The following is a 22,488-nucleotide window of genomic DNA, read 5'->3' on the forward strand; positions in this document are numbered from 1 at the left end:
AGCAATGCTCACCTTTTTTGATTCCTGCGCAATTAGAACGCGTAGTTGAAGTTCATGCCGTACAGCCAAGCTTTACCTTCGGAAGAGAACTCATACGGACCTTCCTTGAAGTTAACTTTTTGACCGTGCATATAAGAGATGCCTGCATCAATAGATGCATCTTTATTGAATGCATAGGTCGCACCTGCGCTCAGCCAGAAGCGGTCCTGATCCGGAATTGAGATAGAGCGTTTGTCTGCTGGTACCGGACTATCATCGAAGGCAATACCGGTACGGAATGTCCAGTTGTCATCCATATAGTAGGTGGTCCCCAGCGCGATGCGGTAAGCATCACGGAAGCTCTCATCTTTATAGAAGAGCGTGTCGCCGTTGCTATTGGTCGCCTTCAGCTCCTGGAACTGGCTCCAGCTGGTGTAGGTCAGGCTATAGTGAACTGCCCACTGTGGCGCCACTTTGTTATAACCTGACAATTCCCACATTTCTGGTAAGTGCAGGCTCAGAGAGCCGCCAGTGGTTTGGCCATTGGTGCCCATCGGCAGACCGAAGTTGCCGAGGATCTGGTTATAGGCAGAAGGGAGGCTGCTTTTGTAATCTCCATCAAAGTCGATTTTTACTTCGGAACGGTAGGTTAAGCCGTAACGGTTGTTTTTATCGAGTTCATAAAGGATACCGGCGTTCCAGCCAAAGCCCCACTCATCGCCCTTCAGATAAGCGATCTGAGTGTCTGCCGGGATACCAGCCACTCGCTGTGCCAGGGCTGGAGGAAGTGCGCCTGAGCCAGCGACGACTTTACCCAGGTCGCCCGCATAACGTTCGATCTTGGCTTTAGCATACACAGCGTCAAAGCCAACGCCGAAACTCCAGTGACTATCCAGACGGTAAGCACCGCTCAGGTTCAGGTTCAGGGTTTCCAGGTCGGTTTTACCGCCAAACGCTCCAGCTGCATAGTCGTTATTGAACTCGGTTGCTAAACCATAGTTAGAGGTCACGGATGCGCCCCAGCCGAACTGGTCGTTAATCGGCGCCACGAAGTGCATGTTTGGAACCCATGCCGTTGGGGCAATGTTATCCGATTTCAGATCGGCACCTGTCGGAGAACGGCCCGATATATCAACACCTGGATCGACAAAAATTGCACCGGCAGAGAAAGTCGGACGATCGAACATCATGATCAACGCGGGGTTACGACTCGCGTTACCCGCATCATCAGCAATAGCGCCTTCCCCGGAATACGCACGGCCAAGGCCAGAGGAAGAAAATTCGTTTAACTGAAAGCCCGCTGACCAGGCGGAAGTGGAGACGAGTGCCACTGCGACTGCCAGCGCAGTCTTGTTGAACAGGGTTTTCTGGCTCATGACCATAACCTCATTGAGTTATTTTTATTCAATAATTGTTACATACCGTAACAGGAGCGCGAAGTGTAGGGTCTGAGGTATGACAGACAAATCAGACCAGTGGCCAGAGTATAGGTCTGACCAGCCAGAATGTTGCAAGTTTGTTTATTAATATTTTCAAACATGTTTCGTGAAACGAGATCTGGTTGGCAAAATTGTGACCATCAATACTCACCCATAAGGGTGGTTTTTGTTTTAGATCATTTTTTAGTGTGATATTGGTCACTTATCCGCTTTTGCGCCATTAACGGCTGGAGAGCGCCCGCTCCGGGGCGTAAAATATCAGCATCGTGTCTATCTCGCGCGCTGCGCGAATACAGAGGAAATTGAGCTATGAGTAAATGCAGTGCTGATGAAACCCCGGTTTGCTGCTGTATGGATGTTGGGACCATCATGGACAACACCGATTGCACCGCCTCTTACAGCCGTGTATTCACCAACCGTGCCGAAGCGGAAGAGACCCTGGCCGCGCTGAGCAAGCGTGCGCGTGACGTTGAATCCGATCCGTGTGAAATCAAGTCTACCTTTACCGAAGTGGAAGGTGGCGTGAAGCTGGACATCGACTTTGTCTTCGCCTGTGAAGCAGAAACGCTGATTTTCCAGCTGGGCCTGCGTTAATCTCTGCGGCCTGATGCCCTCACCCCCAGCCCTCTCCCACGGGAGAGTGTGCAAACACTAAAAACGGTAACCTATGGGTTACCGTTTTGCTTTTTCCTTGGGGCATTTTCTTTTTCTTCTCTGTGTTTTAGCTCGCACTTTTTCGTTTCCCCGATTGGCTGAATGTAAAAAAATGGTTAAGACTATTATCAGGTCAGACCACTTTATGTTTGCGAAAATTTTTTACAGGGGAGTGTTATGAGTCAGGCATTACCGCTTATTACCCGTCAGGGCGATCGCATTGCCATAGTCAGTGGGTTGCGCACGCCGTTTGCGCGTCAGGCAACGGCGTTTCATGGCATACCGGCCGTCGACCTGGGGAAAATGGTAGTGGGGGAGATGCTGGCTCGCAGCGAAATTCCGCCTGAGGTCATCGAACAGCTGGTATTTGGTCAGGTTGTGCAGATGCCTGAAGCCCCCAATATTGCGCGTGAAATCGTCCTCGGTACCGGAATGAACGTGCATACCGATGCCTACAGCGTCAGCCGCGCCTGCGCAACCAGCTTCCAGGCCGTGGCTAACGTCGCCGAAAGCCTGATGGCGGGCACGATTCGCGCCGGGATTGCGGGTGGGGCGGACTCCTCTTCGGTGCTGCCGATTGGGGTCAGTAAAAAGCTGGCGCGCATCCTGGTGGATGCCAATAAAGCCCGTACGACGAGTCAGAAACTCAAACTCTTCTCGCGTTTACGTCTGCGCGACCTCATGCCTGTACCACCTGCCGTCGCGGAATACTCCACCGGCCTGCGCATGGGGGATACCGCCGAGCAGATGGCAAAAACGTACGGCATTACGCGTGAACAGCAGGATGCCCTGGCGCATCGTTCACATCAGCTTGCGGCAAAAGCCTGGTCGGAAGGCAAGCTGGCCGACGAGGTCATGACCGCCTATATTCCCCCTTACCGTGAACCGCTTGCGGAAGATAACAATATTCGCGGCACCTCAACGCTGGCGGATTACGCCAAACTGCGCCCGGCGTTTGACCGCAAGCACGGCACCGTGACGGCGGCGAACAGTACGCCGCTGACGGATGGCGCCGCCGCCGTGATCCTGATGACCGAATCCCGCGCGAAGGAGCTGGGCATCACTCCCCTGGGCTATTTACGCAGCTATGCCTTCACCGCCATTGATGTCTGGCAGGACATGTTGTTAGGTCCGGCGTGGTCCACGCCGCTGGCGCTGGAGCGCGCGGGGCTGACGCTGGCTGATTTAACCCTGATTGATATGCACGAAGCGTTTGCCGCGCAAACCCTGGCAAACGTCCAGCTGCTGGCAAGCGAGCGTTTCGCGCGCGATGTGCTGGGCCGCGCGCATGCCACGGGCGAAGTGGATCAGAGTAAATTCAACGTGCTGGGCGGCTCTATCGCCTACGGTCATCCGTTTGCCGCCACAGGGGCGAGGATGATCACGCAAACATTACATGAACTCCGTCGCCGTGGCGGCGGGTTTGGCCTCGTTACCGCCTGTGCGGCGGGTGGCCTTGGCGCAGCAATGGTTCTGGAGGCTGAATAATGGATATGCCATCTGCATTTAATCTGACGGTTCGCCTCGATAACGTGGCCGTTATCACTATTGATGTGCCGGATGAAAAGATGAATACCCTGAAGGCCGAATTTGGTGTTCAGGTGCGCGCGATGCTAAAGCAGATCCGCGACAACAAAGCTATTCGTGGTCTGGTGTTTATCTCTGCCAAGCCGGATAACTTTATCGCCGGTGCGGATATCAACATGATCGCCCGGGCGCAAAGCGCCCTGGAAGCCGAAGAGCTGGCGCGTCAGGGCCAGCAGGTGATGGCGGAGATCAACGGTCTGCCGATCCCGGTCATTGCCGCGATCCACGGTGCCTGTCTGGGCGGTGGGCTTGAGCTGGCGCTGGCCTGTCACAGCCGGATTTGCACCGACGATGCGAAAACGATTCTGGGCCTGCCGGAAGTGCAGCTGGGCCTGCTGCCTGGATCCGGCGGAACGCAACGGCTGCCGCGCCTGGTGGGTATCAGCACGGCGCTGGAGATGATCTTAACCGGTAAACAGCTGCGTGCCCGTCAGGCGCTGAAAGCCGGTCTGGTCGATGATGTCGTGCCGCAGTCCATTTTGCTGGAGGCCGCCGTTGAGCTTGCGCTGAAAGGGCGTCAGGCAAAACGTCCTCTGCCGGTTCGCGAGCGCGTGCTGGCCGGCCCGTTGGGAAGAACCCTCCTGTTCAACATGGTGGGCAAAAAGACCGAACAAAAAACCAAAGGCAATTACCCGGCGGCAAAGCGGATCCTGGACGTGATCGAAACCGGGCTGTCGCAGGGCAGCAGCAGCGGTTATGCCGCGGAGGCCAAAGCCTTTGGCGAACTGGCGATCACGCCGCAGTCGCAGGCGCTGCGCAGCATCTTCTTCGCCAGCACGGAGGTGAAAAAAGATCCGGGCAGCGAGGCTGAGCCTGCGCCGCTGCGTGCCGTTGGCATACTGGGTGGGGGACTCATGGGCGGCGGTATCGCTTTTGTTACCGCCAGCAAAGGCAAATTGCCTGTACGAATCAAAGACATTAATCCTAAGGGGATCAACCACGCGCTGCAGTACAGCTGGCAGAACCTTGATCGGAAGGTTAATCGCCGCCATATCAAGGCAAGCGAGCGTGATAAAACCCTGGCGATGATCTCCGGTACGACGGATTACAGCGGTTTTGCGCACCGCGATCTGGTGATTGAAGCCGTGTTTGAAGATCTGGCGCTTAAACAACAGATGGTGGCAGACGTTGAGCAACATTGCGCCCCGCACACCATTTTTGCCTCTAACACGTCGTCATTACCAATTGGCGATATCGCGGCGAAAGCCGTGCGTCCGGAGCAGGTGATCGGACTGCACTTCTTTAGCCCGGTAGAAAAAATGCCGCTGGTGGAGGTTATTCCTCACGCGACGACCAGTCCGCAAACTGTTGCCACCGTGGTGAAGCTTGCGAAAAAACAGGGCAAAACCCCGATTGTGGTAGCGGACAAAGCTGGCTTCTACGTCAACCGCATTCTGGCGCCCTACATTAATGAAGCCATGCGGTTGCTGACTGAAGGGGAGAAGATTGAGCACGTCGACGAGGCGCTGGTAAAGTTTGGTTTCCCCGTTGGCCCAATCCAACTTTTGGATGAGGTGGGAATAGACACCGGCACTAAAATTATACCAGTGCTGGAAGCCGCATATGGCGATCGTTTTAGCCCACCTGCAAACATTGTTTCTGCGATTTTGAAGGACGATCGCAAAGGCAGAAAAAATGAACGCGGTTTCTATCTTTACGGCGCGAAAGGGCGTAAAAGCAGGAAACAGGTCGACCCTTCGGTATATGGACTCATTTCGACCACAGGTCAGGGAAAACTGTCCGCCGTTCAGTGCGCTGAGCGCTGCGTGATGATGATGCTCAATGAAGCGGCGCGCTGCTTTGATGAGCAGGTGATCAAGAGCGCGCGCGATGGCGACATCGGCGCGGTATTTGGCATTGGTTTCCCGCCGTTCCTTGGCGGCCCGTTCCGTTACATGGATACGCTCGGCGCGGGTGAAGTGGTTGCTATCCTGCAACGTCTGGCTTCGCAATATGGTCCCCGGTTTACGCCGTGTGACGAATTATTGCTGATGGCGGAACGCGGCCAGACATTTTGGCCTGCAAGGGAAACTGTCCTCGTAAGCTGAGGTCAAAGAAGGGTAAATCCTGAAGTGAATGGACCTGTTCTGGCGATTTTGTAAACAGAGATTGACTATACTTACGCCATTGAGGTAAAAAACAGCGTTTCATTCACCGAATGGATCAGGCACAATGCCCGGCCATCGGGTTTTCTACCTCTTAGCATTTATCGCGGGTAGTTAACGCCGGTGATTCTGGTTAACAAAAGCGGTGCAATATGCAAGTTTTTATCATGCGTCACGGCGACGCGGCACTCGATGCCGCCAGTGACTCAGTACGTCCTTTGACCGTCTGTGGCTGCGACGAATCTCGTCTGATGGCGACCTGGCTTAACGGTCAAAAAGTGGACATCGAACGCGTTCTGGTGAGTCCGTTCCTGCGTGCAGAACAGACGCTGGATGTGGTAGGTGAATGTATGAACCTGCCGACCAGTGTGGATGTTCTGCCTGAACTCACCCCGTGTGGCGATGTAGGCCTTGTCAGCGCTTATCTTCAGGCGCTGTGCAATGAAGGTGTCGCTTCCGCGCTGGTCATTTCCCACCTGCCACTGGTTGGCTATCTGGTATCTGAGCTGTGCCCGGGCGAGACCCCGCCGATGTTCACAACCTCCGCCATTGCCAATGTATCTCTCGACGAAACGGGCAAAGGTGTCTTCAACTGGCAAATGAGTCCGTGCAACCTGAAGATGGCAAAAGCGATCTGACGTGACGTGCGATATGGCGGGGTGCAATGTGCTTCCCGCCATTCTGTCAGGGCAACTCTGGCGGCTGCCACTCTTCCACTTCAATCAACACCAGCAACGCGGCATCTCCGCCGTACTCTTTCGGTGCCTGATGAAAAGCCATTACGTGTGGGTGCTGAGCCAGCCACAGCGGCGTCTGTTGCTTGAGGATATGTTTACCGTGGCCATGCATCACGCAGGCGCAAAAAACATGTTCACGGCGACAGGCAGCGATCAACGCCCCCAGCTCCTGTTTCGCCTGCATCTGCGTTAAACCGTGCAGATCGAGAAACAGCTCCGGCGAATAATCCCCGCGGCGTAATTTTTTCAGCTCAAAATGGCTGACGTCTTCGCGTACATACTTAACAGCCCCTTGCGTATTAAGCAGCGGCTGAAATTCATCTGAAAAATAGTGGCTGTTATCTGCCTGCTCCTGCAGCAGCCGTTTGACCGGGACTTCGCTGATTTTTTTACGCTGCGGGCGATGGACAATCGTGTCCTGCGCGATTTTCCGCGTCCCGGTCATTAGCTGGCGGAAGAGCGCCTGATCCTCCTCGCTGAGCGATGTTTTCTTTTTCATTCGTCATTCTCATCTCGTATTTCCGACAGTGTACCCGACTAAACGCATTTTTTAACCTCAAGCGCGACGCGTCATTGCTGATTTATCGCCGTCTTCATGGCAAACTAGCCGCCGAAAATTATGCGAGCATGCCCTGGAGGAAAGAGTGGATAAAATATTTGTCGATGAAGCAGTAAACGAGCTGCATACCATACAGGACATGTTGCGCTGGTCGGTTAGCCGCTTCAGCGCCGCCAATATCTGGTACGGTCACGGTACCGATAACCCGTGGGATGAAGCCGTACAGCTGGTGCTGCCGTCTCTCTATCTGCCGCTGGATATTCCGGAAGACATGCGCACCGCGCGCCTGACCTCCAGCGAAAAACATCGCATCGTTGAGCGCGTGATCCGCCGCGTGAACGAACGCATTCCGGTCGCCTATCTGACCAATAAAGCCTGGTTCTGCGGCCACGAGTTCTATGTCGATGAACGCGTGCTGGTGCCGCGCTCGCCGATTGGCGAGCTGATCAACAACCACTTTGAAGGTCTGATTGGCCATCAGCCGCAGCACATTCTCGATATGTGTACCGGCAGCGGCTGCATCGCGATTGCCTGCGCGTACGCCTTCCCGGAAGCGGAAGTGGACGCCGTCGATATCTCCACCGACGCGCTGGCCGTGACCGAGCACAACATCGAAGAGCACGGGCTGATCCATCACGTTACGCCAATTCGCTCCGACCTGTTCCGCGATCTGCCGACGCTGCAGTACGATCTGATCGTCACCAACCCGCCGTACGTCGATGCGGAAGATATGTCCGATTTGCCGAACGAATACCGTCACGAGCCGGAGCTGGGTCTGGCGTCAGGCTCTGACGGCCTGAAGCTGACCCGCCGCATTCTGGCCTGCGCGCCGGATTACCTGACCGACGACGGCGTTCTGATTTGTGAAGTGGGCAACAGCATGGTACATCTGATAGAGCAGTACCCGGATGTGCCGTTCACCTGGCTTGAGTTCGACAACGGCGGTGACGGCGTCTTTATGCTGACCAAAGCGCAGCTGCTCGACGCGCGCGAACACTTCAGCATTTATAAAGATTAATCCAGCGGGCTTCGGCCCGTTTCACAACGCTCAAACACAAACAACAACATCGGAGCCGTGATGGCAGGAAACAGTATTGGACAGGTATTCCGCGTGACCACCTTTGGGGAATCACACGGGCTGGCGCTGGGCTGTATCGTTGATGGCGTACCGCCAGGCATCGAACTGACCGAAGCCGATTTACAGCACGACCTCGACCGTCGTCGCCCGGGCACCTCTCGCTACACCACGCAGCGTCGCGAACCGGACCAGGTCAAAATTCTCTCCGGCGTCTTTGAAGGCCGCACCACCGGGACCAGCATTGGTCTGCTGATCGAAAACACCGATCAGCGCTCCCAGGACTACGGCGCCATCAAAGACGTGTTCCGTCCGGGCCACGCCGACTACACCTACGAACAAAAGTACGGCTTCCGCGACTATCGCGGCGGCGGACGTTCTTCCGCGCGTGAAACCGCGATGCGCGTGGCGGCAGGGGCGATTGCCAAAAAATACCTGCAGCAGAAATTTGGCATCGTTATCCGCGGCTGTCTGACCCAGATGGGCGACATTCCGCTGGCGATCAAGGACTGGGATCAGGTTGAACAAAACCCGTTCTTCTGCGCCGATGCCGACAAGCTTGAGGCGCTGGATGAACTGATGCGCGGCCTGAAAAAAGAGGGCGACTCCATTGGCGCGAAAGTGACCGTGGTGGCCGACGGCGTCCCGGCTGGCTGGGGCGAGCCGGTATTTGACCGTCTTGACGCCGACATTGCCCACGCGCTGATGAGCATCAACGCCGTGAAGGGCGTAGAGATTGGCGACGGCTTTGACGTGGTTCAGCTTCGCGGCAGTCAGAACCGCGATGAAATCACGAAAGCGGGCTTCCAGAGCAACCATGCGGGCGGCATCCTGGGCGGTATCAGCAGCGGGCAGCAGATTGTTGCCAACATCGCGCTGAAGCCAACTTCCAGCATTACCGTGCCGGGCCACACGATTAACCGCGATGGCGAAGAAGTTGAGATGATCACCAAAGGACGTCACGATCCGTGCGTGGGGATCCGCGCGGTGCCGATCGCAGAAGCGATGCTGGCGATCGTGCTGATGGATCACTTCCTGCGCCAGCGCGCGCAGAATGCGGATGTGACGACCACCATTCCACGCTGGTAAACATGAAAAAAACCGCAATTGCTCTGCTGGCGCTGCTTGCCAGTGGAGCCAGTCTGGCCGCCACACCGTGGCAAAAAATTACCCACCCGGTGGCGGGGAGCGCGCAGTCTATTGGCGCCTTTTCCAACGGCTGTATCGTCGGTGCCCAGGAGCTTCCTCTCCAGTCTGATACCTATCAGGTGATGCGTACCGACCAGCGTCGTTACTTCGGCCACCCTGACCTGGTGCTGTTCATCCAGCGCCTGGGAAACCAGGTGCATAACCTGGGGCTGGGCACGATGCTGATTGGCGATATGGGGATGCCTGCCGGCGGGCGTTTTAACGGTGGGCACGCCAGTCACCAGACCGGACTGGATGTTGATATCTTCCTGCAGCTGCCGAAAGCGCGCTGGTCGTCTGCCCAGTTGCTGAAACCGCAGGCGCTGGATCTGGTGGCGAGCGACGGTAAGCGCGTTGTCCCGTCCCTGTGGACGCGGGACGTATCCAGCATGATCAAGCTGGCGGCTGAAGATAACGACGTCACGCGGATTTTCGTCAACCCGGCCATCAAGCAGCAGCTCTGCCTGGATGCCGGAACCGATCGCGACTGGCTGCGCAAAGTGCGCCCGTGGTTCCAGCATCGTGCGCACATGCACGTTCGTCTGCGCTGCCCGGCGAATAGCCTGGAATGTGAAGATCAGCCGCTTCCGCCGCCAGGCGATGGCTGCGGTGCGGAACTGCAAAGCTGGTTTGAGCCGGCAAAACCTGGAACCTCTAAGCCTGAGAAGAAGACACCGCCTCCGTTGCCGCCTTCCTGCCAGGCGCTACTGGATGAGCATGTACTTTAATGGATAATTTCGTCGATCTGTTTATGGTGTCACCGCTGCTGCTGGTGGTGCTGTTCTTTGTGGCCATGCTGGCCGGTTTTATCGACGCGCTCGCGGGCGGCGGCGGGTTGTTAACCGTGCCCGCGCTGCTGGCGGCGGGCATGAGCCCGGCGCAGGCGCTTGCCACCAACAAGCTGCAGGCCTGCGGCGGCTCGCTCTCGGCGTCGCTCTATTTTATCCGCCGTAAGGTGGTGAGCCTGGCCGATCAGAAGCTCAATATCCTGATGACCTTTATCGGCTCCACGTCGGGCGCGCTGCTGGTTCAGCACGTGCAGTCCGATATTTTGCGCCAGATCCTGCCGATTCTGGTCATCTGCATCGGGCTTTACTTCCTGCTGATGCCAAAGCTCGGTGAAGAAGACCGCCTGCGTCGCCTGTACGGCCTGCCGTTTGCCCTGATTGCCGGGGGCAGCGTGGGTTTTTACGACGGTTTCTTCGGCCCGGGGGCTGGCTCGTTTTACGCGCTGGCGTTCGTGACGCTGGCCGGGTTTAACCTCGCCAAATCCACCGCCCATGCCAAAGTGCTCAACGCGACCTCAAACGTCGGCGGCCTGTTGCTGTTTATCATTGGCGGCAAGGTTATCTGGGCAACCGGGTTTGTGATGATGGCAGGGCAGTTCCTGGGCGCGCGCGCGGGCTCGCGTCTGGTATTAAGCAAAGGACAAAAACTTATTCGCCCGATGATCGTCATCGTCTCGGCCGTAATGAGCGCCAAACTTCTTTATGACAGCCATGGACAGGAGATCCTCACCTGGTTGGGGATGCACTAATGAACAGTACGCATAAATACGAACAGCTGATTGAGATTTTCGACGGCTGTTTTGCTGACGATTTTAATACCCGTCTGATTAAAGGCGACGACGAACCGATCTATCTTCCTGCTGATGCGGAGGTTCCGTATAACCGCATCGTCTTTGCCCACGGCTTTTATGCCAGCGGCTTGCACGAGATTTCGCACTGGTGCATTGCGGGTAAAGCGCGGCGCGAGCTGGTGGACTTCGGTTACTGGTACTGCCCGGACGGACGTGATGCCGCCACTCAGGGCCAGTTTGAAGATGTGGAAGTGAAGCCGCAGGCGCTGGAATGGCTATTCTGCGTCGCTGCGGGTTTCCCGTTCAACGTCAGCTGTGACAACCTCGAAGGCGACTTCGAGCCAGACCGTATCGTCTTCCAGCGCCGCGTTCACGCGCAGGTGATGGAATATCTTGAGAAAGGCATCCCGGAACGTCCGGCACGTCTGATCGAGGCCTTACAGAATTATTACCACACGCCGGTTATCACGGCGGAATGCTTCCCTTGGCCGGAAGATCTTTAACAGAGGAAAGAAGATGATCGCAGAATTTGAATCACGCATTCTGGCGTTAATTGATGACATGGTGGAACATGCCAGCGATGATGAGCTGTTCGCCAGCGGTTATCTGCGTGGTCACCTGACGCTCGCGGTAGCCGAGCTGGAAGCGGGGGACGATCACTCTGCTGATGCCGTTCACGCTGAAGTCACTCGCAGCCTGGAAAAAGCCATTCTGGCCGGGGAGCTCTCTCCGCGCGACCAGTCACTGGTGCTGGGCATGTGGGACAAATTGTTCCAGCAGGCGAAAGCGAAGTAAGTGTTTCACCACCCTCTCCCTGTGGGAGAGGGGCGGGTGAGGGCACCAGGCCGCACCTACTTAACCTTCTTCCCCTTCAGCAGTTTCCGTACCCACAAGCGATTCGGATTCAGCCCCGCAAGCGTAACCCTGTTCAGCGGGATCGGCTCGCCGCTCATTTGCGCGGCTAACACTTCCGCCAGCAGCGGCGCAGAACAGATCCCACGAGAACCCAGCCCGCCCAGCATAAACAGCTCCGGATACACCGGCGAGGCCGCCGCCGTCTCCCTGCGTTCAGCCAGATCCTGATAGGCCTCAAGCGTCGCATCATAGTCCGGCACATTTCCCGCCATTGGCAGATGATCGCGGGTGGCGCAGCGCACGCCGCAGCGCGCGTCTCCGGCGCTGACGTCGACTTCTTTCGCCCACGCCGCATCCGGGAAACAGTCAATCAGGCGCTGGCGGTTCTGCGCCTGATCCGCTTCGCTGTAGCGCATATCCGTTTCGCCACGATGATAGCTGGCCCCGATGCAGTGATGGCCGTTAGACGGATTTTGCGGCGTCAGATAGCCGTCATAGCACAGCACCTGACGCAGTTTGCTCAGTTCGGGCGCGGAAGGAATATGGCTCACCTGGCCGCCGACGGGATAAACCGGCAACGTCTCTGTCTGGATAAACTGGCTGATGTTATGTCCGTTTGCCAGCACAACGCTGGCATGGCTCGCCTCTTTGCCATCGGCAAAACGCAGATTCCAGCGTTCTGTCCGGCTCAACGATTCAACCTTGTGAGTATAATGCGTCGTCAGCCCGCGCGACTGCGCCAGCGCAATGACCGCCGCAGTCAGTTCAGCCGGGCACAGCCAGCCGCCGAGCGGATACTGAATGCCCCCACAGCCGGTTTCCACGCCAGCGGTGTCCGCCACCTCTTGCGCACTTACCGCGCGGGCAATCTCGTCAGGCAGGCCCAGCGACAGCATCTGCGTGATTTTTTGCTGGCTCTTTTCATCCCAGCCGAGCTGCGTGACGCCGCACCAGTCATGATCGAACGCCACCGGCAGGGCGTCGTACAGACGACGAGCGAAGGTAAACGCCGCGGGGAAAAACTGGAACAGGGCCGGATCGTGCGCGCTTAAAAGCGGGTAGAGCGCCCCCTGACGGTTACCGGACGCTCCACAGGCGGGTGCGTCGTCAGCGCAGTAGAGCGTGACCTGCCAGCCGCGGTGGAGAAGCGCGAGGGACAGCAGAGCGCTGGCGATCCCCCCGCCGACTATCGCCACCTCACGGGATGCGCTGGCGCGGCGCGTAAACCAGGGCGCCTGTGCGGGGATGTCCAGCGTCTGCTCCATTCTGCCGACCAGCATGTCGCGCTTGCGGCCAAAGCCTTTGGTTTTCTGCATGGTAAAGCCCGCCTCCTGCAGCCCGCGGCGGACAAAGCCTGCCGAGGTGAAGGTGGCAAGCGTTGCGCCCGGGCGCGCCAGCCGCGCCATCGCGCTAAACAGATGCTGGCTCCACATGTCCGGGTTTTTAGCGGGGGCAAAGCCGTCAAGGAACCACGCGTCCACCGTCTGATTCATCGAATCGTCGAGGGTATCGGTCAGGTCATTGATGTCGCCAAGCCATAAATCCAGCGTCACGCGTCCGCCGTCCAGAATCAGACGGTGGCAGCCGCCGATGTGAGGCGGCCACTGCGCCTGAAGCTGTTCCGCCCAGGCAGCAAGCTCTGGCCAGCGCTGATGAGCGAGCCGCAGATCGTGCGCGGTCAGCGGGAATTTTTCGAAACTGATGAAATGTAATCTTTGTAGCGTAGCCTCAGGGTGTGCAGCGTGAAACTGGTTAAACGCCTGCCAGAGGGTTAAAAAATTCAGCCCGGTGCCGAATCCACTTTCCGCGACCACAAACAGGCTCCGCGGATGCTCCGGGAAGCGGGTGCTGAGCTGGTTTCCGTCGAGGAAAACATAGCGAGTTTCTTCGAGTCCGTTATCATTAGAAAAATAGACGTCATCAAAATCTCGGGAAACAGGTGTACCCTCAGCGTTGAATTCGAGGTTGGCGGGTTGTATAGCGTTTTGTTTCACGTAAGTTACTCGTCTGACAGGCAGTGGCACGATCTTAACGATGTGAGTCCATCGGTGCAAATTTCCGCAGAAAATGTCTGATCGGACTTGTTCGGCGTACAAGTGTACGCTATTGTGCGACTCGAAACTTACTATAGTGCGACTTACAGAGGTATTGAATGAAACGTGCAGTGATTACTGGCCTGGGCATTGTTTCCAGCATCGGTAATAACCAGCAGGAAGTCCTGGCATCTCTGCGTGAAGGACGCTCCGGGATCACTTTCTCTGAAGAGTTTAAAGATTCAGGTATGCGTAGCCACGTATGGGGTAACGTCAAACTGGACACCACCGGTTTGATTGACCGCAAAGTGGTTCGTTTCATGAACGATGCCTCTATTTATGCTTATCTCTCCATGCAGGAAGCGATCAAAGATTCCGGCCTGAGTGAAGAGGTTTATCAGAACAACCCGCGCGTGGGTCTGATCGCCGGTTCCGGCGGCTCATCAAAAGCGCAGGTATTCGGCGCTGACGCAATGCGTAGCCCGCGTGGTCTGAAAGCAGTAGGTCCGTACGTGGTGACTAAAGCCATGGGTTCTGCGGTTTCCGCGTGCCTGGCGACCCCGTTCAAAATCCACGGTGTGAACTACTCCATCAGCTCCGCGTGTGCGACTTCCGCACACTGCATCGGTAATGCTGTTGAGCAGATCCAACTGGGTAAACAGGACATCGTATTTGCTGGCGGCGGCGAAGAGCTGGGCTGGGAAATGGCCTGTGAATTCGACGCGATGGGCGCACTGTCCACGAAGTACAATGAAACCCCGGATAAAGCATCCCGTACCTATGATGCGCACCGTGACGGTTTCGTTATCGCGGGCGGCGGCGGCATGGTTGTGGTTGAAGAGCTGGAGCATGCCCTGGCACGTGGCGCACACATCTACGCTGAGATCGTGGGCTACGGTGCAACGTCTGACGGCGCCGACATGGTTGCGCCATCCGGCGAAGGCGCGGTGCGCTGCATGAAGATGGCGATGCACGGCGTTGACACCCCAATCGACTACCTGAACTCCCACGGTACCTCTACTCCGGTAGGCGACGTGAAAGAGCTGGGTGCGATCCGCGAAGTCTTCGGCGACAACAGCCCGGCAATCTCCGCGACCAAAGCCATGACCGGTCACTCTCTGGGTGCGGCTGGCGTGCAGGAAGCGATCTACTCTCTGCTGATGCTGGAAAATGGCTTTATCGCGCCAAGCATCAACATTGATGAGATGGACGAGCAGGCTGCTGGCCTGAACATCGTGACCAAACCAACGGAAGCGACGCTGACCACCGTCATGTCAAACAGCTTCGGCTTTGGTGGCACCAACGCCACGCTGGTCATGCGTAAGCTGAAAGCATAAGTTTTACGTTTGAATCCGGAAGGGAGCCATAAGGCTCCCTTTTTTTATGCATTGACAAGCGGCTGATCTCACAGGCAAACTTCACCCTCAACATTATCCTCACGATAATGCGTAAGCGTTTAACGTCAACCAACGCACCTTAATCCTGATTATCAGGTAGAGGGGGCGTGGCATTTCCCCGCCTTACTCTTCATTTCGGAGTAAAGCATGACTGCAGTAACTCAAACAGAAACAACCCCTTCAGCGAACGTCTCGCTGTTCCGTATCGCGTTTGCGGTATTTCTGACCTATATGACCGTTGGCCTGCCGCTGCCGGTGATCCCGCTGTTCGTTCATCAGGAGCTGGGCTATGGCAACACCATGGTCGGCATTGCCGTGGGCATTCAGTTTTTAGCCACGGTATTAACCCGCGGTTACGCCGGACGGCTGGCGGATCAGCACGGTGCAAAACGCTCGGCGTTACAGGGGATGTTTGCCTGTGGGCTCGCGGGCGGCGCATGGCTGCTGGCTGCTCTCCTACCGGTAGAGGCCGCGTATAAGTTTGCGCTGCTGGTGCTGGGCCGTTTAATCCTCGGCTTTGGTGAAAGCCAGCTGCTGACCGGCACCCTGACCTGGGGAATGGGGCTGGTGGGTCCCGCACGCTCCGGCAAGGTGATGTCCTGGAACGGTATGGCCATCTATGGCGCGCTGGCCGCAGGCGCACCGCTTGGGCTGCTGATCAATAGCCAGTTTGGATTTGCGGCGCTGGCCGCAACCACAATGGCTTTACCCCTGCTGGCGTGGGCGTTTAACGGCTCGGTGCGTAAGGTGCCCGCGCACAAAGGCGAGCGTCCTTCCCTGTGGAGCGTGGTCGGCCAAATCTGGCAGCCGGGTCTTGGCCTGGCGCTGCAGGGCGTGGGTTTTGCGGTGATTGGTACCTTCGTCTCGCTCTATTTTATGAGCCGCGGCTGGGCGATGGCCGGTTTTACGCTTACCGCGTTTGGCGGCGCGTTTGTGCTGATGCGCGTCTTCTTCGGCTGGATGCCGGATCGCTTCGGCGGCGTGAAGGTCGCGGTGGCGTCGCTGATGATAGAGACCGTGGGTCTGCTGCTGCTGTGGAATGCACCCGTGGCATCCGTTGCGCTGCTTGGCGCGGCGCTGACCGGCTGCGGCTGTTCACTGATCTTCCCGGCGCTCGGTGTTGAAGTCGTGAAGCGCGTGGCCCCACAGGTGCGCGGCACGGCGCTGGGCGGTTATGCGGCGTTTCAGGATATCTCATACGGGGTAACCGGGCCGCTGGCCGGGGTATTAGCTACCTCGTTTGGTTATCCGTCCGTCTTTCTGGCCGGTGCGGTTTCTGCGGTGGTGGGGATCGTGGTGACGCTGGTGGCGTTTCGCAGGACTTGAGCCGCTGTAGGCCCGGTAAGCGCAGCGCCACCGGGCAAAACCTCAGGCAACCAGCCAGAAAATCGCCAGCGCAATCAGTAGCGCAATAAACATCAATCCCGGGCGCGCAGAGAGCGTTCTGAACGTCTCGACGACCGGCGCAAACAGCGGGCTATAGATCGGCTGAATGTTTCTCACCTCCGGCACGCCGCCCTCACGCTCGGCGCGGCGAACGAAGATTTGATTGAGCAGATCCTGCACCTGCGCGGTGGTCAGAACCGTTTGCGGCGTGGCCTGCCAGTTTTGCTGGGCGTAATCCCGGATGACTTCAAATTCGTGCGGCTCAAGCGGCTGCTTCAGTGCCGCCTGGACGGTATGCAGGGTAGGGGTATTCTGGGTGCTGAGCGTCTGGCGCGCCTGGAGCCAGGTCACCAGATGCGTAAACTGTTTGGCCGGGATTAACTCACCCGCCTTCACGCCGGACAGCTCCAGCATGGATTGCCAGATAAGCTTCGTCGGTTCGCCGGTGGCCGCAGCCAGCTTCGTCACCATCTGCTTGAGCGTGTTGTGCTCGGCTGGCAGCAGCGGACGCTCGGTCGCCGGGCGCACCTGAGGCTGCGGAATAGACAGCTCGTTGTTCTGCAGCAGGGTCAGCACGGTTTTAAGCTGGTCGGGCGTCAGCTGGCCCAGCGCGGTCTGACCATACTGCTGGCGAATAAAATCACTCACCGCCTGGCGGTTATTGCCCTGGCCCAGCAGCTCCGTCAGCTGAGCAACAATCTGGCGCGTGGTGTGGTTCTGCTGCGCGGTATTAATACGCTGGTTCAGGTTTTGTTCGGCCGCTGGGAAATGGCGCGACTGCAGCGGTGCGTCGTTCCTCACGCCTAAATCATGCTTTACCCCGGCCCAGACTTCCGCGTTTTGCTGCGAAGTCAGCGCAATCAGGCGCGTGATCAGTCGCTCCAGCACGGTGCGCTGTTGCGTGGATAGCGGTTGTTCACCGGCAACGTTTGGCGTGACGGGGCCTTCACCCGGAGGGCGTGGCGGCGTACCTGAAATGGGCTGCATCGTCAAAAATCCTTAAAGTCAAAACTCAGCGTAAACCTGGCGAACGTATATGCCTGGCGGCCAGATTATGGCACACTTGGCAGGTTTTCTTCCTCTCAAACAGGTACTCAGACGTGAAAATCCTCGTTGATGAAAATATGCCTTATGCCCGTGAGCTGTTTAGCCGCCTGGGTAACGTTAAGGCTGTCCCTGGTCGCCCGATCCCGGTCAACGAACTGGATGACGCCGACGCGCTGATGGTGCGCTCGGTGACCAAAGTAAATGAGGCGTTGCTCGCCGGTAAGGCGGTTAAATTTGTCGGGACCGCAACGGCAGGGACCGATCATGTGGATGATCAATGGCTGAAGCAGGCCGGAATCGGTTTTTCCGCCGCGCCGGGCTGTAACGCCATAGCCGTCGTGGAATACGTCTTCTCCTCCCTGCTGATGCTGGCCGAGCGCGACGGTTTTGCGCTAAAAGACCGCACCGTGGGGATTGTCGGCGTGGGTAACGTCGGCGGGCGCCTGCAAAAGCGCCTTGAAGCCTTGGGGATCCGCACGCTGCTGTGCGATCCGCCGCGTAAAGACAACGGTGATGACGGCGATTTCCGCTCGCTGGATGAGCTGGTCGAACAGTGTGACGTGCTGACTTTCCACACGCCGCTGTTTAAAGAGGGGCCGTATAAGTCGCTGCATCTTGCTGACGAGGCGCTGATCCGTCGTCTGAAGGCTGGCACTATTCTGATAAATGCCTGCCGTGGTCCGGTGGTAGATAACGCCGCGCTGCTGACGTGTCTGAACGAAGGACAAGACCTCAGGGTGGTGCTGGACGTCTGGGAGCCGGAGCCGGATCTCAACGTTGAGCTGCTTAACAAGGTGGACGTGGGCACCGCGCATATCGCCGGTTATACCCTGGAAGGCAAAGCCCGCGGTACCACGCAGGTCTTTGAAGCCTACAGCACTTTTATCGGCCATCCGCAGCAGGTGGCGCTGGATACCTTACTCCCCGCGCCTGAATTTGGCCGCATTACCCTGCACGGCCCGCTCGATCAGGCAACGCTGAAAAGGCTGGTGCATTTGGTGTATGATGTGCGCCGCGATGATGCGCTGCTGCGTAAAGTGGCGGGGATCCCGGGTGAGTTTGATAAGCTGCGCAAGAACTACGTTGAGCGCCGCGAGTGGTCTTCCCTGTATGTAATATGCGACGACGCCCCGGCGGCGACGCTGCTGCACAAGCTGGGGTTTAACGCCGTTCATCACCCGGCGCATTAATGTCTTCTTAATGCTCCCTGTCGGATACTCCGACAGGGACGCTTTTTTATTTCTGGAGTAAACCACCATGTCTGAAGGCTGGAACATTGCCATTTTAGGTGCCACGGGTGCCGTGGGCGAAGCCCTGCTCGAAACCCTTGCTGAGCGTCAGTTCCCGGTGGGCGATATCTATGCGCTGGCGCGTACCGACAGCGCAGGTGAGCATCTGCGTTTTAACGGTAAATCCGTCATGGTCCAGGACGCGGCCGCGTTCGACTGGACGCAGGCGCAGCTGGCGTTTTTCGCCGCGGGCGCTGAAGCCACTGCGGCGTACGTTGAAGAGGCGACTAACGCAGGCTGCCTGGTGATCGACCTGAGCGGTCTGTTCTCAATGGAGCCGGATGTGCCGCTGGTGGTGCCGGACGTGAACCCATTTGTGCTGGCTGACTACCGCAACCGTAACGTCATTGCGGTGCCGAACAGCCTCACCAGCCAGCTGCTGACCGCCCTGAAACCGCTGATCGACGACGGCGGCCTGTCACGCATTACCGTCACCAGCCTGCTGTCCGCGTCCGCGAACGGCAAAAAGGCCGTTGACGCCCTGGCCGGGCAAAGCGCGAAGCTGCTGAACGGTATCCCGATTGACGAAGATGATTTCTTTGGCCGCCAGCTGGCGTTCAACATGCTGCCGCTGCTGCCGGATCGCGAGGGCTCCGTGCGCGAAGAGCGCCGTATCGTCGATGAAGTGCGTAAAATTCTGCAGGATGATGGCCTGGCGATCTCCGCGAGCGTCGTGCAGTCTCCGGTCTTCTACGGCCACGCGCAGATGGTCGGCTTTGAAGCCCTGCGTCCGCTGGCGGCAGAAGAGGCGCGCGACGCGTTTGGCCGCGGTGACGACATCGTGCTCTCTGAAGAGAGCGAGTTCCCGACGCAGGTTGGTGATGCCACGGGCAGCGCGCATCTTTCCGTTGGCTGCGTGCGTAACGATTACGGCATGCCGGAACAGGTTCAGTTCTGGTCCGTTGCCGACAACGTTCGCTTCGGCGGCGCGCTGATGGCGGTCAAAATCGCTGAAAAACTGGTGCAGGAGTACCTGTACTGATGTCAGGCGTGGAACAAAAGCCGGTCCATAGAATTGCCCTCGGAATTGAGTACGATGGCAGTAAATATTATGGCTGGCAGCGTCAGAACGAGGTGCGCAGCGTCCAGGAGAAGCTGGAGAAAGCGCTCTCTCAGGTGGCAAACGAGCCGATTAACGTCCTGTGCGCGGGACGTACGGACGCGGGAGTTCACGGCACCGGACAGGTGGTGCACTTTGAAACCACCGCCGTGCGTAAGGATGCCGCCTGGACGCTGGGTGTAAATGCGAATTTGCCTGGTGACATTGCGGTGCGTTGGGTAAAAGCTGTGCCGGATGATTTTCACGCGCGCTTCAGCGCCACGGCGCGTCGCTACCGTTATGTCATCTACAACCAGCGCCTGCGTCCTGCGGTGTTAAGCCTGGGCGTGACGCATTTTTATGAACCGCTTGATGCAGAACGTATGCATCGCGCGGCGCAGTGTCTGATTGGTGAAAATGACTTTACGTCGTTTCGTGCGGTGCAGTGTCAGTCCCGCACGCCGTGGCGCAACGTCATGCACATAAACGTCAGCCGTTTTGGCGCGTATGTGGTGGTGGATATCAAAGCCAATGCCTTTGTACATCATATGGTTCGGAATATTGTGGGCAGCCTGATGGAAGTGGGTGCCGGACACCAGCCGGAGAGCTGGATTGCAGACCTGCTGGCAGCGAAGGACAGAACGCTTGCGGCAGCCACGGCGAAAGCGGAAGGATTGTATCTGGTCTCAGTAGACTATCCGGATCGATTTGACCTGCCGAAACCGCCAATGGGTCCGCTGTTTTTAGCGGACTAAACAAAGGTGCAATTAGGGCTTAGACAATATGGACGTAATACGTTTTCTGATTGATTTCATTCTGCATATTGATGTTCACCTGGCGGAGCTGGTCGCGCAGTATGGCGTCTGGGTTTACGCCATACTGTTCCTCATTCTGTTTTGTGAAACCGGTCTGGTCGTTACCCCATTCCTGCCAGGGGATTCACTGCTGTTCGTGGCTGGGGCGCTATCGGCGCTGCCCACTAACGATCTGAACGTGCATCTTATGGTTGTGCTGATGGTGATTGCCGCCATTGTCGGTGATGCGGTCAACTATACGATTGGACGGGTGTTCGGTGAGCGGCTTTTCAGCAATCCTGATTCCAAAATTTTCCGTCGCAGCTATTTAGATAAAACCCATGCGTTTTATGAACGCCATGGCGGGAAAACCATTATCCTTGCGCGTTTTGTGCCTATTGTGCGCACATTTGCACCGTTTGTGGCGGGAATGGGGCATATGTCCTATCGTCATTTTGCGGCATACAACGTGGTTGGCGCGCTGCTGTGGGTACTGCTGTTTACCTACGCAGGCTATCTCTTTGGCGATCTCCCGGTGGTGCAGGAAAACCTTAAGTTACTGATTATAGCGATTATTGTGCTTTCCGTACTGCCTGGCGTTATCGAAATCATTCGTCACAAACGTGCGGCGGCAAAACAAGCGAAGTAAATGCACACAGGCGGTTCGACCACTTTTTTATCCAAAGTTTCGGGCTGTTATGTTTTAATGTGCAACATTCATGGTCTGTTGGAGGCAAAAATGGCATTATTCGCCTCTTATAGCAAAACTGGCATACGACCAGGTTCAGGCAGAAAGGTTATCAATGAGCTGGATTGAACGAATTAAAAGCAACATTACCCCAACGCGCAAAGCGAGCATTCCTGAAGGGGTATGGACGAAGTGTGATAGCTGCGGTCAGGTTCTGTATCGCGCAGAGCTGGAGCGCAACCTTGAGGTGTGTCCAAAGTGTGACCACCATATGCGTATGTCGGCGCGCAACCGCCTGCATAGCCTGCTGGACGAAGGCTCTCTGGTAGAGCTGGGTAGCGAACTTGAGCCAAAAGACGTGCTGAAGTTCCGCGATTCCAAAAAATACAAAGATCGTCTGGCCTCTGCACAGAAAGAGACCGGCGAGAAAGACGCGCTGATCGTCATGAAAGGCACCCTGCATGAGATGCCGGTTGTCGCCGCTGCCTTTGAGTTCTCCTTTATGGGCGGCTCAATGGGCTCCGTGGTCGGTGCGCGCTTCGTGCGTGCCGTTGAGCAGGCGCTGGAAGACAACTGTCCGCTGATCTGCTTCTCAGCCTCCGGCGGTGCACGTATGCAGGAAGCGCTGATGTCGCTGATGCAGATGGCGAAAACCTCTGCAGCGCTGGCGAAAATGCAGGAGCGCGGTCTGCCGTATATCTCCGTGCTGACCGACCCAACCATGGGCGGTGTCTCCGCGAGCTTCGCGATGCTGGGCGACCTGAACATCGCTGAGCCAAAAGCGCTGATCGGCTTTGCGGGTCCTCGCGTTATCGAGCAGACCGTTCGTGAAAAGCTGCCGCCGGGCTTCCAGCGCAGTGAGTTCCTCATTGAGAAAGGCGCTATCGATATGATCGTCCGCCGTCCGGAAATGCGCCTGAAGCTGGCGAGCATCCTGGCGAAGCTGATGAATCTGCCAGCGCCGAACCCGGATGAGCCGCGCGAAGGCGTGGTGGTACCGGATCAGGAACCCGAGGCCTGATAACTGAAAAGGGCAGGGCCGGTTGGCGCTGCCCTTT

21 protein-coding genes are annotated in these 22,488 nt (G+C 57.2%); 17 read left to right on the forward strand and 4 right to left on the reverse strand.

From position 1 onward, the window contains the following. Positions 1 to 32 precede the first annotated feature (32 nt). Complete coding sequence (gene fadL / locus ACOTZB_RS12655; protein ID WP_047652592.1) at positions 33 to 1,355, reverse strand: long-chain fatty acid transporter FadL; 1,323 nt, start codon at positions 1,353 to 1,355, stop codon at positions 33 to 35. 372 nt (positions 1,356 to 1,727) lie between these two features. Here fadL and ACOTZB_RS12660 point away from each other — a divergent pair, with 372 nt between their 5' ends. From ACOTZB_RS12660 to sixA, 4 genes are all read left to right on the forward strand, one after another. Then, positions 1,728 to 2,012 (forward strand): YfcZ/YiiS family protein, encoded by a 285-nt coding sequence (locus ACOTZB_RS12660; protein WP_023336445.1) that lies wholly within the window; start codon positions 1,728 to 1,730, stop codon positions 2,010 to 2,012. Positions 2,013 to 2,249: 237 nt separating this feature from the next. Continuing rightward, positions 2,250 to 3,560 (forward strand): acetyl-CoA C-acyltransferase FadI, encoded by a 1,311-nt coding sequence (gene fadI / locus ACOTZB_RS12665; protein WP_337281351.1) that lies wholly within the window; start codon positions 2,250 to 2,252, stop codon positions 3,558 to 3,560. Beyond that, positions 3,560 to 5,707, forward strand: coding sequence for a fatty acid oxidation complex subunit alpha FadJ (gene fadJ, locus ACOTZB_RS12670; RefSeq protein ID WP_421627294.1), 2,148 nt, complete (start codon positions 3,560 to 3,562; stop codon positions 5,705 to 5,707). Before fadI ends, fadJ begins: the two co-directional genes overlap by 1 nt. 209 nt (positions 5,708 to 5,916) lie before the next feature. After that, positions 5,917 to 6,402 (forward strand): phosphohistidine phosphatase SixA, encoded by a 486-nt coding sequence (sixA, locus tag ACOTZB_RS12675; protein WP_032659231.1) that lies wholly within the window; start codon positions 5,917 to 5,919, stop codon positions 6,400 to 6,402. Positions 6,403 to 6,448: 46 nt separating this feature from the next. Here the strand turns inward: sixA and smrB are convergent, their stop codons facing one another. Next, complete coding sequence (smrB, locus tag ACOTZB_RS12680; RefSeq protein ID WP_008502613.1) at positions 6,449 to 7,000, reverse strand: endonuclease SmrB; 552 nt, start codon at positions 6,998 to 7,000, stop codon at positions 6,449 to 6,451. A gap of 145 nt (positions 7,001 to 7,145) precedes the next feature. Here smrB and prmB point away from each other — a divergent pair, with 145 nt between their 5' ends. The 6 genes from prmB to ACOTZB_RS12710 are packed head-to-tail and all read left to right on the forward strand — an operon-like array spanning position 7,146 to position 11,697. Beyond that, entirely contained in the window at positions 7,146 to 8,078 is a 933-nt protein-coding gene (gene prmB / locus ACOTZB_RS12685; protein ID WP_008502612.1) for a 50S ribosomal protein L3 N(5)-glutamine methyltransferase, read from the forward strand. A 60-nt stretch (positions 8,079 to 8,138) separates the two neighbouring features. Then, positions 8,139 to 9,224 carry a chorismate synthase gene (aroC, locus tag ACOTZB_RS12690; protein ID WP_045888688.1) on the forward strand — a complete coding sequence of 362 codons (1,086 nt, stop codon included), beginning with the start codon at positions 8,139 to 8,141 and terminating at the stop codon, positions 9,222 to 9,224. A 2-nt stretch (positions 9,225 to 9,226) separates the two neighbouring features. Further along, positions 9,227 to 10,051: a penicillin-insensitive murein endopeptidase gene (mepA, locus tag ACOTZB_RS12695; RefSeq protein ID WP_047647178.1), complete on the forward strand. Its 825-nt coding sequence runs from the start codon at positions 9,227 to 9,229 to the stop codon at positions 10,049 to 10,051. Beyond that, positions 10,051 to 10,860, forward strand: a complete 810-nt coding sequence (locus ACOTZB_RS12700; RefSeq protein WP_421627295.1) for a sulfite exporter TauE/SafE family protein — start codon at positions 10,051 to 10,053, stop codon at positions 10,858 to 10,860. Before mepA ends, ACOTZB_RS12700 begins: the two co-directional genes overlap by 1 nt. Further along, complete coding sequence (locus ACOTZB_RS12705) at positions 10,860 to 11,405, forward strand: elongation factor P hydroxylase (RefSeq protein WP_033146101.1); 546 nt, start codon at positions 10,860 to 10,862, stop codon at positions 11,403 to 11,405. Before ACOTZB_RS12700 ends, ACOTZB_RS12705 begins: the two co-directional genes overlap by 1 nt. Positions 11,406 to 11,418: 13 nt before the next feature. After that, the gene (locus ACOTZB_RS12710; protein WP_047652588.1) at positions 11,419 to 11,697 is read left to right on the forward strand and encodes a YfcL family protein; all 279 of its coding nucleotides are present in this window, start codon (positions 11,419 to 11,421) and stop codon (positions 11,695 to 11,697) included. A gap of 56 nt (positions 11,698 to 11,753) precedes the next feature. On the opposite strand, the gene mnmC is transcribed toward ACOTZB_RS12710, so the two are convergent. Next, positions 11,754 to 13,751: a bifunctional tRNA (5-methylaminomethyl-2-thiouridine)(34)-methyltransferase MnmD/FAD-dependent 5-carboxymethylaminomethyl-2-thiouridine(34) oxidoreductase MnmC gene (gene mnmC, locus ACOTZB_RS12715; protein ID WP_421627296.1), complete on the reverse strand. Its 1,998-nt coding sequence runs from the start codon at positions 13,749 to 13,751 to the stop codon at positions 11,754 to 11,756. Positions 13,752 to 13,909: 158 nt separating this feature from the next. On the opposite strand from mnmC, the gene fabB reads away from it, so the two are divergent. After that, positions 13,910 to 15,127, forward strand: a complete 1,218-nt coding sequence (fabB, locus tag ACOTZB_RS12720; protein ID WP_023336433.1) for a beta-ketoacyl-ACP synthase I — start codon at positions 13,910 to 13,912, stop codon at positions 15,125 to 15,127. 207 nt (positions 15,128 to 15,334) lie between these two features. Continuing rightward, on the forward strand, positions 15,335 to 16,513 hold the full coding sequence (locus ACOTZB_RS12725; protein WP_421627297.1) for an MFS transporter: 1,179 nt from the start codon (positions 15,335 to 15,337) through the stop codon (positions 16,511 to 16,513). Positions 16,514 to 16,555: 42 nt separating this feature from the next. On the opposite strand, the gene flk is transcribed toward ACOTZB_RS12725, so the two are convergent. Further along, positions 16,556 to 17,560, reverse strand: a complete 1,005-nt coding sequence (gene flk / locus ACOTZB_RS12730; protein ID WP_023312569.1) for a flagella biosynthesis regulator Flk — start codon at positions 17,558 to 17,560, stop codon at positions 16,556 to 16,558. A 113-nt stretch (positions 17,561 to 17,673) separates the two neighbouring features. Between flk and pdxB the strand changes: the two genes are divergently transcribed. From pdxB to accD, 5 genes are all read left to right on the forward strand, one after another. Continuing rightward, entirely contained in the window at positions 17,674 to 18,810 is a 1,137-nt protein-coding gene (gene pdxB, locus ACOTZB_RS12735) for a 4-phosphoerythronate dehydrogenase PdxB (RefSeq protein ID WP_421627298.1), read from the forward strand. A 67-nt stretch (positions 18,811 to 18,877) separates the two neighbouring features. Beyond that, positions 18,878 to 19,891: an aspartate-semialdehyde dehydrogenase gene (locus ACOTZB_RS12740; protein WP_421627299.1), complete on the forward strand. Its 1,014-nt coding sequence runs from the start codon at positions 18,878 to 18,880 to the stop codon at positions 19,889 to 19,891. Further along, positions 19,891 to 20,703 (forward strand): tRNA pseudouridine(38-40) synthase TruA, encoded by an 813-nt coding sequence (truA, locus tag ACOTZB_RS12745; protein WP_421627300.1) that lies wholly within the window; start codon positions 19,891 to 19,893, stop codon positions 20,701 to 20,703. The genes ACOTZB_RS12740 and truA overlap by 1 nt, the downstream gene beginning before the upstream one ends. A gap of 28 nt (positions 20,704 to 20,731) precedes the next feature. Continuing rightward, positions 20,732 to 21,391, forward strand: coding sequence for a DedA family protein (locus ACOTZB_RS12750; protein WP_421627301.1), 660 nt, complete (start codon positions 20,732 to 20,734; stop codon positions 21,389 to 21,391). Between the two features lie 154 nt (positions 21,392 to 21,545). Then, a complete protein-coding gene (gene accD, locus ACOTZB_RS12755) occupies positions 21,546 to 22,451 on the forward strand; it encodes an acetyl-CoA carboxylase, carboxyltransferase subunit beta (protein WP_003861408.1) in 906 nt (301 codons plus the stop codon). Positions 22,452 to 22,488: the final 37 nt, after the last annotated feature.

It is taken from the genome of Enterobacter cloacae complex sp. SHL020 (assembly GCF_049236945.1).
Lineage (GTDB): Bacteria > Pseudomonadota > Gammaproteobacteria > Enterobacterales > Enterobacteriaceae > Enterobacter > Enterobacter dykesii.

Bases quoted from the DNA above. Each gene is read 5' to 3' on its own strand.
- fadL (WP_047652592.1), bottom strand. From the start codon at position 1,355: ATGAGCCAGAAAACCCTGTTCAACAAGACTGCGCTGGCAGTCGCAGTG.
- ACOTZB_RS12660 (WP_023336445.1), top strand. From the start codon at position 1,728: ATGAGTAAATGCAGTGCTGATGAAACCCCGGTTTGCTGCTGTATGGAT.
- fadI (WP_337281351.1), top strand. From the start codon at position 2,250: ATGAGTCAGGCATTACCGCTTATTACCCGTCAGGGCGATCGCATTGCC.
- fadJ (WP_421627294.1), top strand. From the start codon at position 3,560: ATGGATATGCCATCTGCATTTAATCTGACGGTTCGCCTCGATAACGTG.
- sixA (WP_032659231.1), top strand. From the start codon at position 5,917: ATGCAAGTTTTTATCATGCGTCACGGCGACGCGGCACTCGATGCCGCC.
- smrB (WP_008502613.1), bottom strand. From the start codon at position 7,000: ATGAAAAAGAAAACATCGCTCAGCGAGGAGGATCAGGCGCTCTTCCGC.
- aroC (WP_045888688.1), top strand. From the start codon at position 8,139: ATGGCAGGAAACAGTATTGGACAGGTATTCCGCGTGACCACCTTTGGG.
- mepA (WP_047647178.1), top strand. From the start codon at position 9,227: ATGAAAAAAACCGCAATTGCTCTGCTGGCGCTGCTTGCCAGTGGAGCC.
- ACOTZB_RS12700 (WP_421627295.1), top strand. From the start codon at position 10,051: ATGGATAATTTCGTCGATCTGTTTATGGTGTCACCGCTGCTGCTGGTG.
- ACOTZB_RS12705 (WP_033146101.1), top strand. From the start codon at position 10,860: ATGAACAGTACGCATAAATACGAACAGCTGATTGAGATTTTCGACGGC.
- ACOTZB_RS12710 (WP_047652588.1), top strand. From the start codon at position 11,419: ATGATCGCAGAATTTGAATCACGCATTCTGGCGTTAATTGATGACATG.
- fabB (WP_023336433.1), top strand. From the start codon at position 13,910: ATGAAACGTGCAGTGATTACTGGCCTGGGCATTGTTTCCAGCATCGGT.
- ACOTZB_RS12725 (WP_421627297.1), top strand. From the start codon at position 15,335: ATGACTGCAGTAACTCAAACAGAAACAACCCCTTCAGCGAACGTCTCG.
- flk (WP_023312569.1), bottom strand. From the start codon at position 17,560: ATGCAGCCCATTTCAGGTACGCCGCCACGCCCTCCGGGTGAAGGCCCC.
- ACOTZB_RS12740 (WP_421627299.1), top strand. From the start codon at position 18,878: ATGTCTGAAGGCTGGAACATTGCCATTTTAGGTGCCACGGGTGCCGTG.
- truA (WP_421627300.1), top strand. From the start codon at position 19,891: ATGTCAGGCGTGGAACAAAAGCCGGTCCATAGAATTGCCCTCGGAATT.
- ACOTZB_RS12750 (WP_421627301.1), top strand. From the start codon at position 20,732: ATGGACGTAATACGTTTTCTGATTGATTTCATTCTGCATATTGATGTT.
- accD (WP_003861408.1), top strand. From the start codon at position 21,546: ATGAGCTGGATTGAACGAATTAAAAGCAACATTACCCCAACGCGCAAA.